The 18,477-nt window shown below is 62.8% G+C and carries 10 protein-coding genes; 7 read left to right on the top strand and 3 right to left on the bottom strand.

The features are described 5' to 3' along the window. Nucleotides 1-63: 63 nt before the first annotated feature. Nucleotides 64-1,428 carry a PFL family protein gene (locus Q0I65_RS07195; RefSeq protein WP_296061726.1) on the bottom strand — a complete coding sequence of 455 codons (1,365 nt, stop codon included), beginning with the start codon at nt 1,426-1,428 and terminating at the stop codon, nt 64-66. 300 nt (nt 1,429-1,728) lie between these two features. Here Q0I65_RS07195 and Q0I65_RS07190 point away from each other — a divergent pair, with 300 nt between their 5' ends. The 6 genes from Q0I65_RS07190 (at nt 1,729) to Q0I65_RS07165 (ending at nt 15,395) form a co-directional block, all read left to right on the top strand. Next, nucleotides 1,729-2,355 (top strand): TetR/AcrR family transcriptional regulator, encoded by a 627-nt coding sequence (locus Q0I65_RS07190; protein ID WP_296061722.1) that lies wholly within the window; start codon nt 1,729-1,731, stop codon nt 2,353-2,355. A 30-nt stretch (nt 2,356-2,385) separates the two neighbouring features. Further along, complete coding sequence (locus Q0I65_RS07185) at nt 2,386-7,254, top strand: 2-hydroxyacyl-CoA dehydratase (protein ID WP_296061719.1); 4,869 nt, start codon at nt 2,386-2,388, stop codon at nt 7,252-7,254. A 265-nt stretch (nt 7,255-7,519) separates the two neighbouring features. Continuing rightward, the gene (gene gltB / locus Q0I65_RS07180; RefSeq protein ID WP_296061715.1) at nt 7,520-12,193 is read left to right on the top strand and encodes a glutamate synthase large subunit; all 4,674 of its coding nucleotides are present in this window, start codon (nt 7,520-7,522) and stop codon (nt 12,191-12,193) included. A 3-nt stretch (nt 12,194-12,196) separates the two neighbouring features. Next, nucleotides 12,197-13,711 carry a glutamate synthase subunit beta gene (locus tag Q0I65_RS07175; RefSeq protein WP_296061713.1) on the top strand — a complete coding sequence of 505 codons (1,515 nt, stop codon included), beginning with the start codon at nt 12,197-12,199 and terminating at the stop codon, nt 13,709-13,711. Between the two features lie 128 nt (nt 13,712-13,839). Continuing rightward, nucleotides 13,840-14,142: a helix-turn-helix transcriptional regulator gene (locus tag Q0I65_RS07170; protein ID WP_296061711.1), complete on the top strand. Its 303-nt coding sequence runs from the start codon at nt 13,840-13,842 to the stop codon at nt 14,140-14,142. After that, nucleotides 14,142-15,395 (top strand): type II toxin-antitoxin system HipA family toxin, encoded by a 1,254-nt coding sequence (locus Q0I65_RS07165; RefSeq protein WP_296061708.1) that lies wholly within the window; start codon nt 14,142-14,144, stop codon nt 15,393-15,395. Before Q0I65_RS07170 ends, Q0I65_RS07165 begins: the two co-directional genes overlap by 1 nt. A gap of 94 nt (nt 15,396-15,489) precedes the next feature. Here the strand turns inward: Q0I65_RS07165 and Q0I65_RS07160 are convergent, their stop codons facing one another. Continuing rightward, complete coding sequence (locus Q0I65_RS07160; RefSeq protein WP_296061707.1) at nt 15,490-16,575, bottom strand: hypothetical protein; 1,086 nt, start codon at nt 16,573-16,575, stop codon at nt 15,490-15,492. Between the two features lie 50 nt (nt 16,576-16,625). Next, nucleotides 16,626-16,787: a hypothetical protein gene (locus Q0I65_RS07155; protein ID WP_296061703.1), complete on the bottom strand. Its 162-nt coding sequence runs from the start codon at nt 16,785-16,787 to the stop codon at nt 16,626-16,628. A gap of 203 nt (nt 16,788-16,990) precedes the next feature. On the opposite strand from Q0I65_RS07155, the gene Q0I65_RS07150 reads away from it, so the two are divergent. Further along, nucleotides 16,991-18,199 carry a Tm-1-like ATP-binding domain-containing protein gene (locus Q0I65_RS07150; RefSeq protein WP_296061701.1) on the top strand — a complete coding sequence of 403 codons (1,209 nt, stop codon included), beginning with the start codon at nt 16,991-16,993 and terminating at the stop codon, nt 18,197-18,199. The last annotated feature ends 278 nt before the right edge of the window (nt 18,200-18,477 follow it).

Here is an 18,477-nt window from a genome sequence, read left to right as displayed (position 1 = left end):
ATATGAAGAGGGGCCGAAGTTGAAATGCTTCGGCCCCTCTTGCTGTTTTGACGTTGACGCTTGCTAGTTCTTCAAGCTGTTGATCGGGGCGGGCATGCGGCCTCCGCGGTGGGCGAAGACGGTGCCAGCGTGTCCGTTCACGGGCATGACGGGGGCGTATCCCAGAAGGCCGCCGAACTCCAGTCGGTCGCCGACCTTCTTGCCGATGGCGGGGATGACGCGCACGGCGGTGGTCTTGTTGTTGATCATGCCGATGGCGCACTCGTCGGCGATGATGCCGAAGATCGTTTCCACCGAGGTGTCGCCCGGGATGGCGATCATATCGAGGCCCACGCTGCAGACGCAGGTCATGGCCTCGAGCTTCTCAAGGGAAAGGGCGCCTGCCTCGGCTGCGCGGATCATGCCGGCATCTTCCGACACGGGAATGAACGCGCCCGAAAGTCCGCCGACGCTCGACGATGCCATGACGCCGCCCTTCTTCACCGCGTCGTTGAGCATGGCAAGCGCTGCCGTGGTGCCCGGGCCGCCGCACTTTCCGACGCCGATGGTTTCCAAGATCTCCGCGACCGAGTCGCCTTCTGCCGGCGTCGGCGCGAGCGACAAATCGAGGATGCCCTTCGTCACGCCCAGGCGCTTGCTCGCCTCGCGAGCCATGAGTTCGCCTGCGCGCGTGATTTTGAAGACGGTCGCCTTGATCGCTTCCGAGATGGCGGTCATGTCGGCGTCTTTCGGCATGTTAGCGAGCACCGAACGCACAACGCCCGGGCCCGATACGCCCACGTTCACGACGGCGTCGGCCTCGCCCGAACCGTGGAACGCGCCCGCCATGAAGGGGTTATCCTCCACTGCATTGCAGAAAACAACCAGTTTACCTGCGCCGATGCACTGGCGATCGGCGGTCGCCTCGGCGGTCTTCTTCACGATGCCCGCCATCTTGAAGGCGGCGTCCATATTGATGCCCGCGCGCGTCGAGCCCACGTTCACGCTCGAGCACACGAAGTCGGTCGCCGCGAGGGCGTCGGGGATGGAGTCCATAAGGTTGTTGTCTGCGCGCGACGCGCCCTTGTGCACGAGGGCGGAGAAGCCGCCGACGAAATCGACGCCGATGACCTTCGCGGCCTTGTCCATGGCCACAGCGATAGGCGACAGGTCGCGGGCGTCGGTCGCCGCGCAGATCTCGGCGATGGGCGTCACCGAGATGCGCTTGTTCACGATAGGGATGCCGTATTCGCGTTCGAGCTGTTCGGCGGTGGGAACGAGCTGCTCGGCTGCGGTGGTCATGCGGTCGTAGACCTTGCGGGCCATCGTGTCGATGTCCGAATCGGTGCATCCTCGCAGGTTCAGTCCGAGCGTGATCGTTCGGATGTCGAGGTGCTCCTTGTTCACCATCGCCAGGGTTTCGGCGATTTCGGCAGGTGTGATTTGCATAGATGCTCTCCCTCTCGCGAATGGGCGTTTGAATTGCGCGTGGGCTGTTGATTTCTTCGAACAGGATACCTTTTTTCGGAGGGGAAACGGCAGCTGTCATCGTTTTAGCGGGAAAAACGGCGCTGATTTGGCGCGGCGGGGGAAGGTGATTCGGCTGCGCCTTGGTCGGCTCCTGCTTTTCCAGCAAAACCTGTGTAAACAGGGCGCGCATCCGTTGCCATTCGCGTGTCAGCTCGCTACAATCACACTATTGAACAATATGTTTATTATTGGTCGGATTGTTGAATGGGGGTGGAGCTTATGACATGTTCGGCAAACGAAGGTGCCGCTTCTGAAGATCGGCGGATCACGCGCTCTAAGCAGGCGCTGCGCGAGGCCTTCATCGAGCTGACGGAGGAAAATGGGCTCGACGGGTTCTCCGCAAGCGACCTGTGCGCTCGCGCGGGGCTCAACCGCGGCACGCTCTACAACATCTTCGGGGACAAAGACGGGCTGCTTCGTGCCCTTGAGGGAGACATCATGGCCGACCTCGAGGCTCTTCAGGCAAAGATGCAGACGATCGGCCTGAAGGACGTCATGCGCTACCGCGTGAGCAAGCGCCCGATGCCCTTTTTGGTGGAACTGTTCGACTGCCTGCGCGAACAGGGCGACTTCCTGCATGCGGTGATGGGCCCCAAGGGCGACCCGAGCTTCGGCCCCCGCGTGCGCGATGCGCTGTGCACTGAAATCATCCAGACCATCCTGCACGAGCGCTATCGCAACAACCCCGAGCCGTTCGTGCAATATTACGTTGCGTTCTACGCGAGCGCGTATCTGGGGGTCATCACGCGTTGGGTCGAAACGGGCATGTGCGAGAGCTCCCAGGACATGGCACTTATCGCGATGAAGCTCTTCTTCATCAAACCGGGCGATCCGATCAAGTTGTAAACGAAGGCGATAACGATGGAAGACGAAAACATGAACAATCAGGAATTGACGGCGGACGAGAAGGCGTCGCTTGGTGCATGCTCGGGCGAGGGTTGCGCGCCCCGCACCACAACGGTTGACGCGACTCCGATTGGAGAACCCGTCGTGAAGGACGCGCTCCATATCGGCATCGATGTCGGCTCGACGACGGTGAAGCTTGCCATCTTGGATGAGAACAACCAGGTCAAGTACTCGGTCTATCGTCGCCACCACGCTGACGTGCGCGCAACGATCGTGGAAGTGCTCTCCGAGGCCGCCGAAGGCTTCGGCGATGAGCGCATGACGATCGCCATCACCGGCTCGGGCGGCCTGCTTTTGGCCCAGTGGCTTGGCATCGAGTTCGTGCAGGAGGTCATCGCGAGCAAAACCGCGGTCGAAACCTTCATCCCCAAAACCGACGTGGCCATCGAGCTCGGCGGCGAGGACGCGAAGATCATCTACTTCGAAAACGGCATCGAGCAGCGCATGAACGGCACCTGCGCGGGCGGAACGGGCGCATTCATCGACCAGATGGCGGCGCTTCTGAACACCGATGCGGGCGGCTTGAACGAGCTCGCGCAAAACGCGACCACCATCTATCCCATCGCCTCGCGCTGCGGCGTGTTCGCGAAGACCGACGTGCAGCCGCTTTTGAACGAGGGCGCGCGCAAGGAGGACATCGCCGCCTCTATCTTCCAGTCCGTCGTGACGCAGACTATCTCCGGCCTTGCATGCGGGCGCCCCATCCGCGGCTACGTGGCATTTTTGGGTGGCCCGCTGCAATACCTTCCTGAACTGCGCAAACGCTTCTATGAGACGCTCGAGCTTGACGAGGAGCACCGCATTGTGCCCGACAACGCGCACCTGTTCGTGGCAAGCGGCTGCGCCATTGCGGGCGCGGCGAGCTCGACCGTGCGTGCCGAGAAGCTCGCAGACGTGCTTGACCGCTTGAAGAACCTGGGCGATATCCAAGGTTCCGAGGTCGTGCGCCTGCCTCCGCTGTTCGCAAACGACGCCGAGCTCGACGAGTTCAACGAGCGCCATGCCGCCGAGTGCGTGAAGCGCGAGAGCCTCATGGATTACACGGGCGTTGCCTATCTGGGCATCGACGCGGGCTCGACCACGTTCAAGGCGACGCTCATCGACGAGGAAGGCAGCCTGCTCTGGTCGCACTACGTGTCGAACAAGGGCGACGTGCTCGGATGCGCGAAGGCCGCCATCGCCAAGCTCTACAACGACATGCCGGTCGACGCCGAGACGGGCGAGCCGCTCATCACCATCGGGCATGCCACGGTCACCGGCTATGGCGAGGCGCTGCTCCTTGAGGCGCTGCGCGTCGACTCGGGCGAGATCGAGACGGTCGCGCACCTGCGCGGCGCTCAGCAGATGCTTCCGGGCGTGGAGTTCATCCTCGACATCGGCGGCCAGGACATGAAGTGCCTGCGCGTGAAGGACGGCGTGATCGACCATATCATGCTGAACGAGGCGTGCTCGTCGGGCTGCGGCAGCTTCATCGAGAGCTTCGCGACGGGCCTGAACCTGGACGTTTCCGAGTTCGCCAAGACGGCAATCCATGCAGAAAACCCCGTTGACCTGGGAAGTCGCTGCACTGTGTTCATGAATTCCCGCGTGAAGCAGGCGCAGAAGGAAGGCGCCACGGTTGGTGACATCGCCGCGGGCCTGGCCATCTCGGTCATCAAGAACGCGCTGTTCAAAGTTATCAAAATCCGCGACCCGCATGATGTGGGCACGAAGGTCATCGTGCAGGGCGGCACGTTCCTCAATGACGCGGTGCTGCGCGCGTTCGAGCAGCTCGCGGGCGTGCATGCCGTGCGCCCCGACATCGCGGGCAACATGGGCGCCTACGGTGCCGCGCTCCTCGCGCGCGACCGCTACCGCAAGCAGGTCGCAGCGCTGGAATCCACTCACGACCAGGCGGAAGACGCCGGCGAGCGGAGCGAAGGCTGCGAAGCTTCTGAGCATAGCTCGACCGCGGCTTCCGCCGTCCCGCAGGTTGAATCGGCTTCCGCCTGGGCGACTTCGGCGCCCGCGGGACGAAGCGAAGGCTGCGAAGCTTCTGAGCGGAGTTCCGCCGACGCCGAAGTCATCGCCCCGCAGGTCAAATCCACGCTGCTTTCCCTCGAGCAGATCGAATCGCTTGCCCCCACGCACAAGACCGTGCGTTGCAAGGGCTGCTCGAACGCCTGCCTGCTCACGGTGAACGATTTCGGCAAGGACGAGAACACCGGCAAACACCGCCGCTTCATCACGGGCAACCGCTGCGAGAAGGGCGCCGGCGCGCTCGACAAGAAGTCGCAGCAGGTGCCGAACCTCTTCGAGTACAAGAGCAAACGCCTGTTCGACCACTACACGCCGCTTTCCGCTGACAAGGCCCCGCGCGGCACGGTGGGCATCCCCCGCGCGCTCAACATGTACGAGAACTACCCGTTCTGGTTCACCTTCTTCACGAAGCTCGGATGGCGCGTGGTGCTTTCCGACCCGTCCACGAAGAAGACCTACGAGGCGGGCATCGAATCCATGCCGTCGGAGAGCGTGTGCTACCCGGCGAAGCTTTCGCACGGCCACATCATGAATCTGCTCGACAAGCATCCGGACTTCATCTGGTTCCCCTGCAGCAAATGGGAGCGCCAGGAAGACGACACGGCGGGCAACCATTTCAACTGCCCGATCGTGGCGAGCTACGCCGAGGCGCTGCGTCTGAACATCGATGAGCTGCGCGAGTCGTCGACGCAGTTCCTGAACCCGTGGCTGCCCTATGACAAGAAGGAGCACCTGAAGAAACGCCTGATGGTTGAACTTATCGAGGCGCACCCTGAGCTCATGGGCGAAGGTGTTTCCGCCCCGACTCAGGCGGAAGTGGACGCCGCGGTCGACGCCGCTTGGGCCGAAGACGAGGCGTTCAAGCGCGACATGCGCGTGAAGGGCACCGAGACCCTGAAGTGGATGGAGGAGACGGGCACCCACGGAATCGTGCTGGCGGGCCGCCCCTACCATAACGACCCCGAGATCAACCATGCCATCCCCGAGCTGCTCACGAGCTTTGGGCTGGCAGTGCTCACTGAGGACTCCATTGCGCACTTGGGCACGCTCGAGCGCCCGATTCGCCTGGTCGATCAGTGGATGTACCACACGCGCCTCTATGCGGCGGCGAAGGTGGCGACCGAACGTCGCGACCTCGACCTCATCCAGCTGAACTCGTTCGGTTGCGGCTTGGACGCGCTCACCACCGACCAGGTGCAGGAGATTCTCGAGTCGGCGGGCAAGGTGTACACCGTGCTCAAAATCGACGAGGTGTCCAACTTGGGCGCCGCGCGCATCCGCGTGCGCAGCCTCCTTGCCGCACTGAAGGATCAGGCCGATGAAGAGGCCGAACGCACCGCGAAGCCCGCCAGCTGCCCCGCGTGTGACATTGAGATCTCGCCCGACGCCGTCCCTGACGCGTTCAACGAGAAGGCCGCGCCCGAGGCTCAGGAGCGCATGCGCCAGCGCGAGGGCGCCGACACGGAGTTCCCGCGCGCGGTGTTCACTGAGGAGATGAAGGAGCAGGGCTACACCATCCTGGCTCCGCAGATGGCGCCGTACCATTTCGAGCTTCTCGTGCCCATTTTCAGCCGCTTCGGCTACAACGTCGAGCTTCTGCCGAGTGTGGACCACGGCGCGGTCGATGCGGGCCTCAAGTATGTGAATAACGACATCTGCTATCCGTCCATTCTGGTCACCGGCCAGATTATGGAAGCCGTCATGTCGGGGCGCTATGACACTGACAAGCTTGCCGTGCTCATCACGCAGACGGGCGGCGGTTGCCGCGCCACCAACTACATCTCGCTTATCCGCAAGGCATTGAAGGCTGTGGGCCTCGCGCACATTCCCGTGATCGCCATCTCGTTCAAGGATTTGGGCGAACACAATCCTGGCTTCAAGATCACGCCGAAGATGCTGCTCCAGGCCGTGTACGCGCTGCAGTACGGCGACGTGCTCATGCAGTGCCTCTACCGCACGCGCCCCTACGAGGTGGAGCCTGGTAGCGCGAATCGCCTGTTCGACCACTGGATGGCCACGTGCAAGGGCCAGCTGGAAACCGGCGAGTCCTACGGCCGCTTCAAGCGCACGATTCGCCAGATCGTCGAGGACTTCGACACGCTGCCGCTCCAGGGCGAGGGAACCAAACCGCGCGTCGGTGTGGTGGGCGAGATCCTCGTGAAGTTCCACCCCACGGCGAACAACCAGATTGTCGACGTGATCGAGCGGGAAGGGTGCGAGGCTGTGGTGCCGGGGCTCATAGAGTTCTTCCTGTTCGGCGTTGCGGGCGGCATTTTCCAGAAGGACCCGCTCGGGCGCAGCTCGAAGGGCGCGCTCGGGTCGAAGGTGGCGCTTTCCGCCATCAAGAAGTTCCGCGCGCCGGTGAACAAGGCGCTCGCCGACTCGTCGCGCTTCAACCCGCCGGCGAACATCTACGAGCTGGCCGAATATGCGAGTGAGATCCTCTCGCTGTGCAACTCGATGGGCGAGGGGTGGCTGCTCACCGCCGAGATGGTGGAGCTTATCAAGACCGGCGCGCCGAACGTGGTGTGCACCCAGCCGTTCGCGTGCCTGCCGAACCATGTGGTCGGCAAGGCCGTGATCAAGGAGCTGCGCCGCCGCTATCCCGAAAGCAACATCGTGGCCGTCGACTACGATCCGGGTGCGTCGGAGGTGAATCAGCTCAACCGCATCAAGCTGATGATCTCGGTTGCGAAGGCGAATCTGGCGGAGAAGGAGTCCGAGGCCCGCGCGGCACGCGACACCTTCGTGAACGCCGACGGATCGCATGGCAGGGCGCAGGACGCGGGCAAGCTCGAGGTGGAAACCGAGCTCGCGTAAGCGGGACGCGGGTGCTGCCGTGAGTCGGGCGGGCGTTTCGCGTACACGAGGCGCCCGCTAGCAAAAAGTGCAGCGAAATCGGGAAATCTTGCTTCCCCCTATGCTTTCTGCCGCCCGCCGCCGCATCGCGGTTGCTTTGTTTCAAGTCTGTTTCCAGGTTGTCATAACCATGTTGCAGCTTGAAACAAAGCGGTTGAGAGTCGATACACTACGTCATAGACTGCCATTTTGGTAAAACGGCAGCCCTATAGACGAAGGATCGCATATGAACTATCAACTGAGCGAACAGGCGGGGGCGCCTCGGTATGAAGCTGCGCAAGGGGCATGCGCGGCTTGCGAGGAGAAGCAGCCCGCGGCGGGTCTTTACCGCGAAACATACGAGCACGACGCGTGCGGCATCGGCGCATTGGCGCATCTGAAAGGCGAGCGCAGCCATGCCATGCTGGACGATGCGCTGTCGGTGCTGGTCAACCTGGAGCACCGCGGAGGCACGGGCCTTGAGCGCAACACCGGCGACGGTGCGGGCGTGCTCTTCCAGATTCCGCACCGCTTCTTCCGCAAGGAGGCGCAGAAGGAAGGCCAGCTTTTGCCAGGGGAAGGCGACTACGGCGTTGCCATGCTCTTCTTCCCGCACGATGATCCAACGGGCGTTCGCGACGCGAAGCGCGTCTTCGAGGAAGGCTGCGCGAAGTGCGGCGTGCCCTTGATGTTCTGGCGCGAGGTGCCGGTTGATCCGCACGACCTGGGCAGTACCGCGCAGGCCTGCATGCCGACCATCCTGCAGGCGTTTTTGCGTCGTCCGGAAGACGTTTCCGCAGGCCAAGATTTCGAGCGCAAGCTCTATGTGTGCCGCCGCACCATCGAGCGCGCGGCTGACGCGAACCCGGCGCTCGCGAACAAGATCTTCTACGTGTGCTCGATGTCGAGCCGCACCATCGTCTACAAGGGCATGCTCGTGGCGACCCAGATGCGCCGCTTCTTCACCGACCTGAACGACGCGGCGGTCGAGACCTCCCTTGCGCTCGTGCATTCGCGCTACTCCACGAACACGACGCCGTCGTGGGAGCGCGCGCATCCGAACCGCTACATCATCCACAACGGCGAGATCAACACGCTGCGCGGCAACATTTCCTGGACGCGCGCCCGCGAGCCGAAGCTCTACAGCCCGGTGCTCGGCGAGGACCTGAAGAAGATCCTGCCGATCATCAACCGCGAGGGCTCCGACTCCGCCATCTTGGACAACGTGCTCGAGTTCCTGACGATGAACGGCCGTCCGCTCGATCGCGCCGTCACCATGATGATCCCCGAGCCGTGGGACAACAACGACCGCATCGACGAGAAGCGCCGCGCCTACGACGCCTACCAGTCCATGCTCATGGAGCCTTGGGACGGACCTGCCGCCATCGCGTTCACCGACGGCCGCATGCTGGGTGCCGCGCTCGACCGCAACGGTCTGCGCCCGGCTCGCTACTACGTCACGCGCAAGGACTGGCTCATCCTGTCTTCCGAGGTCGGCACGATCGATGTCGACCCCGAGGACATCCTGCAGGCGGGGTGCCTCGGCCCGGGCGAGATGCTCGAGGTCGACCCTGACCAGGGGCGCGTCATCTGGAACGACGAGATTCGCAACCGCTACGCGAACGAGAAGCCCTACCGCGATTGGCTTGGCGAGGAAATGCTCTCGGTCGACGATCTGCCACTGCCCGAGCCTGCCGACCCTGCCGCTGAGGAGGACGCAGGCGTGCCCTTCACGCGCCGCATGGCCAAGCTGGGCTACCACTTCGACGACATCCAAGAGCTCATCCGCCCCATGGCGAACAAGGGCTCGATTCCGCTCGCGTCCATGGGAACTGATGCGCCGCTTGCGTGCCTCTCCAAGAAGACTCGCAGCTTCTTCGACTATTTCAACCAGCTGTTCGCCCAGGTGACGAACCCGCCGATCGATGCATTGCGCGAAAGCTTCGTCACCTCGACGGTGCTCTACGTCGGCAACCACGGCAACCTTTTGGAAGACTGCCGCGACACCTGCCGCCTTGTGCGCCTCGAGGGCCCGATGCTCACGCACGACGAGTTCGACCGTCTGTGCTCGATCGACCGCGTCGGGTTCAAGACAGCGCGCTTCAGCTGCACCTATTCGCGCAGCGCCGAGGAGGGCGCGCTCGAAGGGGCGCTCGCCGCATTGCGCGAGAACGTGGAAGCGGCCGTGCGCGGCGGCGCGAACCTGATCGTGCTGTCCGACCGCGCGGGTGAGGGGGAAGTCCCCATCCCGAGCCTTCTTTCGCTCGCCGCGGTGCACAACCACCTGATCAACGTGGGTCTGCGCACCGATGCCGACCTGCTTGTCGAGACCGGCGACGCGATGCGCGCGCACGATTTCGCCTGCTTGGTGGGCTATTCCGCTTCGGGCATCTACCCGTATATGGCGCACGAGTGCATCCGCGATCTGTGCGAGCGCGGCGAGCTCGACGTGGACGGCGACACCGCTGTCGCGAACTACGACAAGGCGGTCACCGCGGGCATCACGTCCATCATGTCGAAGATGGGCATCTCCACGATGCAGGGTTACCATTCCGCGCAGATCTTCGAGATCCTGGGCCTCGATGACGCGTTCGTCGACGAGTGCTTCACCCATACCTCCACGCGCATCGGCGGACTTGGTGTGGAAGGCGTGCAGCGCGAGCTGAATGAGCGCTACGACAAGGCGATCGCGCTCGACAAGACCCCGGCGCCCGACCAGCTTCCCTCGCTCGGCGTGACCTCGTGGCGTCCGATCGACGGCGAGGAGCACCTGATCAATCCCCAGACGATCTACCTGCTCCAGCGTGCGGTGCGCGAAAGCGACTACGACATGTTCAAGGAATACAGCGCCGCATGCCATGTGCCCGGCCGTGCGGTCACGCTGCGCGACTTGCTCGACTTCGCGCCGCAGGGCGCCCCGGTGCCGATCGACGAGGTCGAGCCCGCAAGCGAGATCGTCAAGCGCTTCAACACGGGTGCCATGAGCTACGGCTCCATCTCCAAGGAAGCGCATGAATGCCTGGCCATCGCGATGAACCGCCTTGGCGGCAAGTCGAACACGGGCGAAGGCGGCGAGGATCCCGCTCGCGAGACGCCGCTCCCCAACGGTGACAGCAAGTGCAGCGCCATCAAGCAGGTGGCGTCGGGCCGCTTCGGCGTGACGAGCCGCTACCTCTCTTCCGCCATTGAGATCCAGATCAAGATGGCGCAGGGCGCAAAGCCGGGCGAAGGCGGGCATCTGCCCGGCAAGAAGGTGTACCCCTGGATCGCCGAGGTGCGCCGCTCCACCCCAGGTGTGGGGCTCATTTCCCCGCCGCCGCACCATGACATCTACTCGATCGAGGACTTGGCCGAGCTCATCTTCGACCTGAAGAACGCCAATCCCGGCGCGCGCGTATCGGTGAAATTGTGCGCGCTCGCGGGCGTGGGCACCATCGCCACGGGCGTTGCCAAGGGCGGCGCCGACAAGATCACCATCTCCGGCCACAACGGCGGCACGGGTGCGGCCCCGCGCGACTCGATTTACCATGCGGGCATTCCGTTCGAGATCGGTCTCGCCGAAACGCAGCAGACGCTTCTGCGCAACGGCCTGCGCAGCCGTGTCGTGGTGGAAACCGACGGCAAGCTCATGTGCGGGCGCGACGTGGTCATGGCCGCACTGCTCGGCGCCGAGGAGTTTGGCTTTGCCACCATGCCGCTCGTCGCCATGGGCTGCATGATGCAGCGCGACTGCCAGCAGGACACCTGCCCCGTCGGCGTCGCGACGCAGAACTGCAAGCTGCGCAGCTGCTTTGCCGGCAAGCCCGAGTACGTCGTGAACTTCATGATGTTCGTCGCCGAGGAGATGCGTGAGATCATGGCGCAGCTCGGCTTCCACACGGTCGACGAGATGGTCGGCCATCCCGAGTACCTGCGCCAGGTTGAGGTGCCGGGCAACTGGAAGGCGAACGAGATGGACCTCTCCGACATGCTCGCGACGGTAACCAACGAGTTCGGCCAGGCCATCCCTGGCGCCGAGGGCAAGCACTTCCTCCCCTCGATGGCGCCCGACTGCCAGCTCGACCGCGCGCTCGACGCGACGCTGTTCATCCCCTACACGGCCGACGCGCGCGAGCATCTGCGCTCCATCCGCTTCCGCGCCGACATCGCCAACGTGAACCGCTGCGTGGGCACGATGCTCGGCAGCCAAGTGACGCGCCAGCACCCCGAGGGGCTTCCCGAGGGCTCGATCACGGTGGACTGCGACGGCTCGGGCGGCCAGAGCTTCGGCGCCTTCCTGCCGCGCGGCATCACACTGAACATCGAAGGCGATGCGAACGACTACTTTGGCAAGGGGCTTTCGGGTGGCGTCCTGACGGTGCGTCCGCCTGAGGCGGCGACCTACAAGTTCGACGAGAACGTGGTCGTGGGTAATGTGGCGTTCTATGGCGCGACCAGCGGAAAAGGCTTTGTGAACGGCCTTTCCGGCCAACGCTTCGCCGTGCGCAACTCGGGCGCCACGGTGGTCGTCGAGGGCGTGGGCAACCACGGCTGCGAGTACATGACCGGCGGCATCGCGCTCATCTTGGGCGAGGTCGGGCCGAACTTCGCGGCGGGCATGTCGGGCGGTGTGGCGTACGTGTACGACAAGTTCGGCACGCTCGCGGACAACTGCAACCTCGACATGGTGCGCCTGTGCGAGCCCTCCGAGGACGAGATCGAGCTCATCCGCAGCCTGATCGAGGAGCACGCCGAGCGCACGCAGTCGCCGCGCGGCATCAAGCTGCTCTACCAGTTCAACACATTGAAGAAGCTGTTCGTGAAGGTGATTCCCCGCGATTACGAGCGCGTGATCAACGCGGTCGAGGCCGCCGAGGCATCGGGGAAGTCGCATGAAGAGGCGTTGCAGATTGCGTTCGACGCCATGACGGAAGGGAAGTAAGCGATGGGCAAGCCAGGAGCGTTTTTGGAGCATGGTCGTCATGCTCATGACCTGCGTCCCGTTGCGGAGCGCACGCAGGATTTCAACGAGTTGGGTGTGAACCTTCCCGAGGGTGAGCAGAGGGTGCAGGCGAGCCGCTGCATGGCATGTGGCGTAGCGTTTTGCCAGTTCGGGGCCTCGTTTGGGAAGGCGCGCCCCTCGGGATGCCCGCTTCACAACCTGATTCCCGAGTGGAACGACCTCGTGTGGCGCGGCCAGTGGGGCGCGGCGGCGGCGCGTCTGTCGCTCACGAGCCCCATGCCCGAGTTCACGAGCCGCGTGTGCCCGGCGCTGTGCGAGGCGGCGTGCAACTTAGGCCGCAACGACGAGCCCGTGACGATCCACGACAATGAGCGTGCCATCTCCGATTGGCAATGGGAACACGGCGGGCCGCGCAGGTTCGCGCCTGCTGCCGCGGATGCCCCGAAGGTCGCCGTAATCGGTTCGGGACCTGCGGGTTTGGTCGCCGCTTGGGATCTCGCGCGCCGCGGCGCCCGCGTCACGGTGGTCGAGCGCCACGACCGTGCGGGCGGCCTTCTCATGTACGGTATCCCCAACATGAAGCTCGAAAAGTCGGTGGTCGCGCGCCGTACCGAGCTCATGGCAGAGCTTGGCATCGAGTTTCGCCTGAACACCGACGCGGCCGATTCCGCGGTGGCCGCGGGGCTTGCCGAGGAATTCGACGCGGTCGTCGTGGCGGCGGGCGCGTGTGCGGCACGCGGTGTTCGCGCCGAAGGCTTCGAGGAAGGCCTCGCCTCGGGCGACGTGGTCTACGCAGTCGACTATCTCACCGAGCAGACGCGCGCGCTGCTCGAGGGCCGCGAGCCTGCTATCAGCGCCGAGGGCAAAGACGTCGTCGTCATCGGCGGCGGCGACACGGGCAACGACTGCATGGGCACGGCGGTGCGCCAGGGTGCGCGCACGGTGCGCCAGCTGGAATACGGCCCCTGCGCGCCCGAAGCGCGTGCGGCCTCCAACGCGTGGCCGGAGTGGCCCAACGTGAAAAAGACCGATTACGGCCAGGAGGAGGCTATTGCGCTTCAGGGCGATGACCTGCGTGAATGGTGCGCTGACACGCAGCGTGTGCTCCTGGATAGCGACGGGCACGTGCGCGGGCTTCAAGTCCATTCGCTCGATTGGTCGGCGGGCAAGCCTTCTGCGGTCGAGGGCTCTGAGCGGGAAATCGACGCGCAGCTGGTGCTTGTGGCCTGCGGTTTCGCGGGTCCCGAGCGCGGCGTGTTCGATGCGTTCGGCGTTCCCGTGGCGACGACGGGCCGTCCCCTTCCCGTGATGGAAGGCGGCGCGACCGGCGCGGCTGCGGCGACGCATCGCGCTGAGCTCGCCGAAGGCGCTGCTGCGGCGGGTCGTGCCGCAGTGTATGTCGCGGGCGATGCGCGCAACGGCAGCTCGCTCGTGGTGAGCTCGATGGCCGACGCGCTCAAGTGCGCAGCTGAAGTGGCGGTCGATCTGGGGCTGTAACCTCGATTGCACCGCTGAATCACCTTGCAGGAAAGGCGCCCCGCATAATGCGGGACGCCTTTATTAATGCTATAAATGTGCTACACTAACATAAATAATGTAACGTAACATATACAATAAGGACTACTATGAAGCGCCCTTCGTCGCCAACGGTGAAACTTGCTGCAAAGCAGATCGGGGAAAACCTTGCAACATGGCGCAAATTGTATAATCTGACGTCTCAGCAACTTGCGGACAAAGCGGCGGTGTCGCGCGCCACCATTTCCCGCCTCGAAAACGGGGACCCGAAAGTGAGCTTCGAAACGTTTCTCAACGTGTGTCGTGCGTTGTCTTCTCTCGATGCTGTAGTGGAGGCAACGGACCCTTACGAGACTGACTATGGTCGCATCCGCGCTGATCAGGCACTCCCGCAACGGGTAAGGAGATCCTGATGGTTCCTATTGTCGATGTCTTTACGAGTCTTGCTGGGGAATCTGCCGAAGTTCACGTCGGAACGTGTCGGTTCAGTTTGCGTCGTGGAAGGATAAGCTGCTCTTTTGCCTATAGCGATGCCTACCTCAAGAGAGCAGACGCTTATGCAATCGACCCCGCTTTGCCGCTGCGTTCCACTTTTTATCACTGTGAGGGAATGCCTGGCGCGATGCGCGACTCTTCTCCCGATCGCTGGGGAAGGCACCTGATTGACAGAAGGGCGATTGCCGAGGCCCAGGCGGCGGGTGCGACGCTTCGTGCGATTGACGAAGTTGATTATCTGCTGGGCGTTTTCGATTCCACTCGTCAAGGGTCCCTTCGTTATTCCGTTTCTGATTCTGACGACCGGTTGTCTGAGAGCAACGAGGTTCCTCCGATTATCGAGCTCAAGCGGCTCCTATTTGCCTCGAACGAAATAGCTCGAGGTAACGAAAGAAGCGGGCAGATAAAAGAGCTTCTTGATGCTGGCTCTGGCTCTTTGGGCGGTGCTCGTCCGAAGGCTTCCGTTGTCGACGAAGGGAAACTTCTCCTTGCGAAATTCTCCCATCCAGGAGATGAGTGGGATGTGATGGCGTGGGAGAAAACGGCGCTTGACATTGCGGGCGACGCGGGTATGGCGGTTCCTTCCTCGAAGCTTGTGAGAATCGGAAGCGATTCGGTGCTGCTCCTTGAGCGCTTCGATCGATCAGGTTCCCTTGAGAAGGGCGAGAGGATTCCGTATTTGAGCGCGATGAGTCTGATCGGTGCGCATGATGGCGAACATTGTGATTATGCGACCGTTGCCGACGCCTTGACGGTTTGGACGTCAAACCCAAATCGCGAGTTGGCGGAACTCTTTCGAAGGGTCGTTCTTTCCGTGGCATTGCATAACACCGACGACCATCTTCGAAACCTGGGCCTCATTCGCAAGGAGGGCGGATGGGTGTTAGCTCCTGTTTTCGACGTCAACATCAACCCCGCTGCCGCGCGGGTTCGTGCCACTTCCATCTTTGGGGAAGCGGGAAAAAACGAGGTCGAGGGCTTGGATTCGTTTGGCGAGATCTGCGGACTGTCAGCTGAGGCAAAGGCACAAATTGTGGGGGAAACGCTTGCATCGGTTCGCCATTGGCGCGCGTTTACCAAGCGAAACGGGTGCAAGGATTCGGAGTGCGAGCTGATGGGGCGCGTGATAGAGGAGCGCTGCGCGGCTCTCGAATCACGTTTTGCCAGGTAGTTGCAACGAAAATGGAAAGGCGTCCCGCGCAATGCGGGGCGCCTTTCCTGCTTTCAGGGAGCTTTCGACCCCGACATGGGGACGCCTTCGACCCTTACGCCAGCAGTGCTTCGATCTGGACGTTTTTCAACTTGTTCACGGCATCGAGCTTCCATTTGGGGTAATCAAAGCCTGGGTCTTCGTATTCGAAGTCTTTCAAGTCGACAAGCTTTGCGCGGATGCCGGGCGTCATGAGGGCGCGTCCGATGGCGATGAAGTCGGTGCCGATCTTCGGCCCGATGAGGCGGATGTACTCGTCGAAGTCGTCCATCTCCATCATCATGGGTAGGCATGCCATGTTATGGTCGAACAGCGGCGCCATGCGAAGGATCTCGCCCGTCGCGTTGTTGACCAAAAAGCCGTAATTCCCTGCGTGCCGATCGATGTTCGCCATGACCGCATCCATCACGACCATTTCGCGGAAGGCCTCTTCAGCGTCGTGCTCGGCGGCGAAGGCGAGCATGTCGTCGACATCGAAAGGACCCTCGAAAAAGCGGTGAGCGGAGACGAACCCCTCGCGTTCCGATGTGAACAGGGGGCATTTGCAGGCGAGCTTTTTGTGGAATCGAAGCAGCGAATAGGGAACGTGGTCGATTTTTGCAGCGTCGAGCAGGTCGGATGCGAGCTTCTCGGAATACGGTTCGAACCCCGCGTTCGCATAACCGGTGGAACCGCGCTTCAAAAGTGAGATCTGCCCGTTTTGGCGAATCCAGCATTTCGCAAACGAACCCGACGTCGCGAACTCCGGGGAGGTGGGGGAGTTCTGCCGCCCGTACATGCCGGTGCCGTCGAAGGCGATGCGCGCGATGACGTCATCGAAGGGATTGCGATAGAGCGATACGTCATCCCAGGTCAAAGCTTCGTCTTCGCGCTTCATCCAGAAGGTGTCGGTCAGCGACAGGCAGCGTATCATGCCGATGAAGTCATGGCGGGTGGTAAGGCCGAGCTCGCGCATGAGCTTCTCGATCGAGGTTCGGTGCTTGGCGATGGCTCGCCCGTCGATCCAGTCGTTGATGTCGATGAACCCATAGGGGAGATAAGGGTCAATGCGTTCGACCTCTGTATAGCGGAAGTCGTCGATCCTTTTCTCTTCTTTGTACGTCGCGACGACGGTGTTCTTGTTCATCAGCTGATAGAGCATGTCGCACCTCCCTCAGGCAAAATCGTTTACGTGCATTATACGGCACCGCGCTACTTCAGGACTCCCATGGTGAAGGCGCGCGCGAGGACGGTGGCCGCGCGCTGGCGCTCGACGTCCTCGCCCGGGCAGAGGAGCTTACCCCTGTCGGGATCGTTGTAACCCTCGACAAGGCCCAGGTCATGCGCCCATGCGAGAGGGGGCGCGCTGCTCATCGTGGCTCCTTGCGAATCTTGGGATGGGTCTCGGTTGTCGGGTTCTCGTTAGCATAGCACAAGCCTTTTATGCTATCCGCCGTATAACAAATACCTTTCGCGGAATTGTCGTGATGCTATGGCGAGTTGCGAACGCGGCCTCGAAATTATAGCGGGCGAACTAAACTGGGCAGCGAGTCGAAACCCTACGTCAGGAGGCCTGTGTGAAAACAGTCGCTATCATCGGCACGTTCGACACGAAAGGCGAGGAATTCGCCTATGTGAAAGCCCGCTTCGAGGAGCTGGGCGTCAACACCCTCACCATCCACTGCGGCGTCTTCGACCCGCAAACCATGCCCGACGTTCCCAACACGGAAGTCGCGGCGGCGGTCGACATCGAGATGTCGACCATCGTGGAGAAGAAGGACCGCGCTTTCGCCACCGAGACCATGACGCGTGGCGTCGAGAAGCTTCTGCCAACGCTGTACGCGAACGGCCGCTTCGACGGCGTGTTCTCCATGGGCGGCTCGGGCGGCACCACCATCGCGACCGCCGGCATGCGCAAGCTCCCCATCGGCGTGCCCAAGGTCATGGTGTCCACCATGGCGTCCGGCGACACGTCCCCCTACATCGGCGCGTCGGACATCGCCATGTTCCCCTCGATCGTCGACGTGGCGGGCATCAACTCCTTCTCGGCGACCATTTTCAACAACGCCGTCGCCGCTATGGCGGGCATGCTCGAGCACATCGCCCCCAAGCACGAGGACAATAAGCCCCTCGTCGCCGCGACCATGTTCGGCGTGACCACCCCCGCTGTGCAGAAGGCGCAGGCCTATCTGGAGTCGAAGGGCTTCGAGGTGCTCGTCTTCCACGCGACGGGCACGGGCGGAAAATGCATGGAGGCGCTGGTCAACGGCGGGTTCATCAAGGGCGTGCTCGACCTGACCACCACCGAGTGGTGCGACGAGGTCGCAGGCGGCGTGCTCACCGCAGGCCCCGATCGCTGCAGCGCGGCTGCCTTGAACGGCGTGCCGGCCGTCGTGTCGGTCGGTGCCGACGACATGGTGAACTTCGGGCCGTGGGAAACCGTTCCCGAGCAGTACCAGTCCCGAAACCTGTACAAGCACAACCCCACGGTCACGCTCATGCGCACCACGGTGGAGGAGAACGAGAAGATCGGCCACGCCATCGCCTCCAAGGTGAACATGTCGATCGGCCCGTGCGCGGTCATGCTGCCGCTCAAGGGCGTGTCGATGATCGACGCCGAGGGCCAGCCGTTCTACGGCCCCGAAGAGGACGCGGCGCTCTTCAAGACGCTCAAGGACGAGATCGACCCCGCGAAGGCCGAGATCATCGAGATGGACGCGCACGTAAACGACGACGAGTTCGCGATCGCCGCAGCCCAGAAGCTCATCGACCTCATGGAGAAATAACACGACCGGGAAGGCAGGGTCGACGCGCTTCTGCCTTCCCCCTAGCGCCGCGCCGCGCCAGGTCGCAGCCGCCCCGTCCTCATCGGGCCCGCTGCGGGCGGGCGGCGCCTTCCCCTAGGCTTCATCGGCGTCGTCCGTTCTAACTCGCGGACGCGCCGTGAACGCATATGTTCGGCAAGAAAAGGGTAGTACTCGAAAAGAAGGAGAACACCATGCTTGAACTGTCCCGCGCGGAAATCCTCGATCGTTTCCGTAAGTCCCTCGCCGAGGGCAACATC

The sequence above is a fragment of the uncultured Ellagibacter sp. genome (assembly GCF_934643285.1).
Classification (GTDB): Bacteria; Actinomycetota; Coriobacteriia; order Coriobacteriales; family Eggerthellaceae; genus Ellagibacter.
Note: the sequence above shows the minus strand (reverse complement) of the source record. Positions and strands in the feature narration are given on the sequence as shown.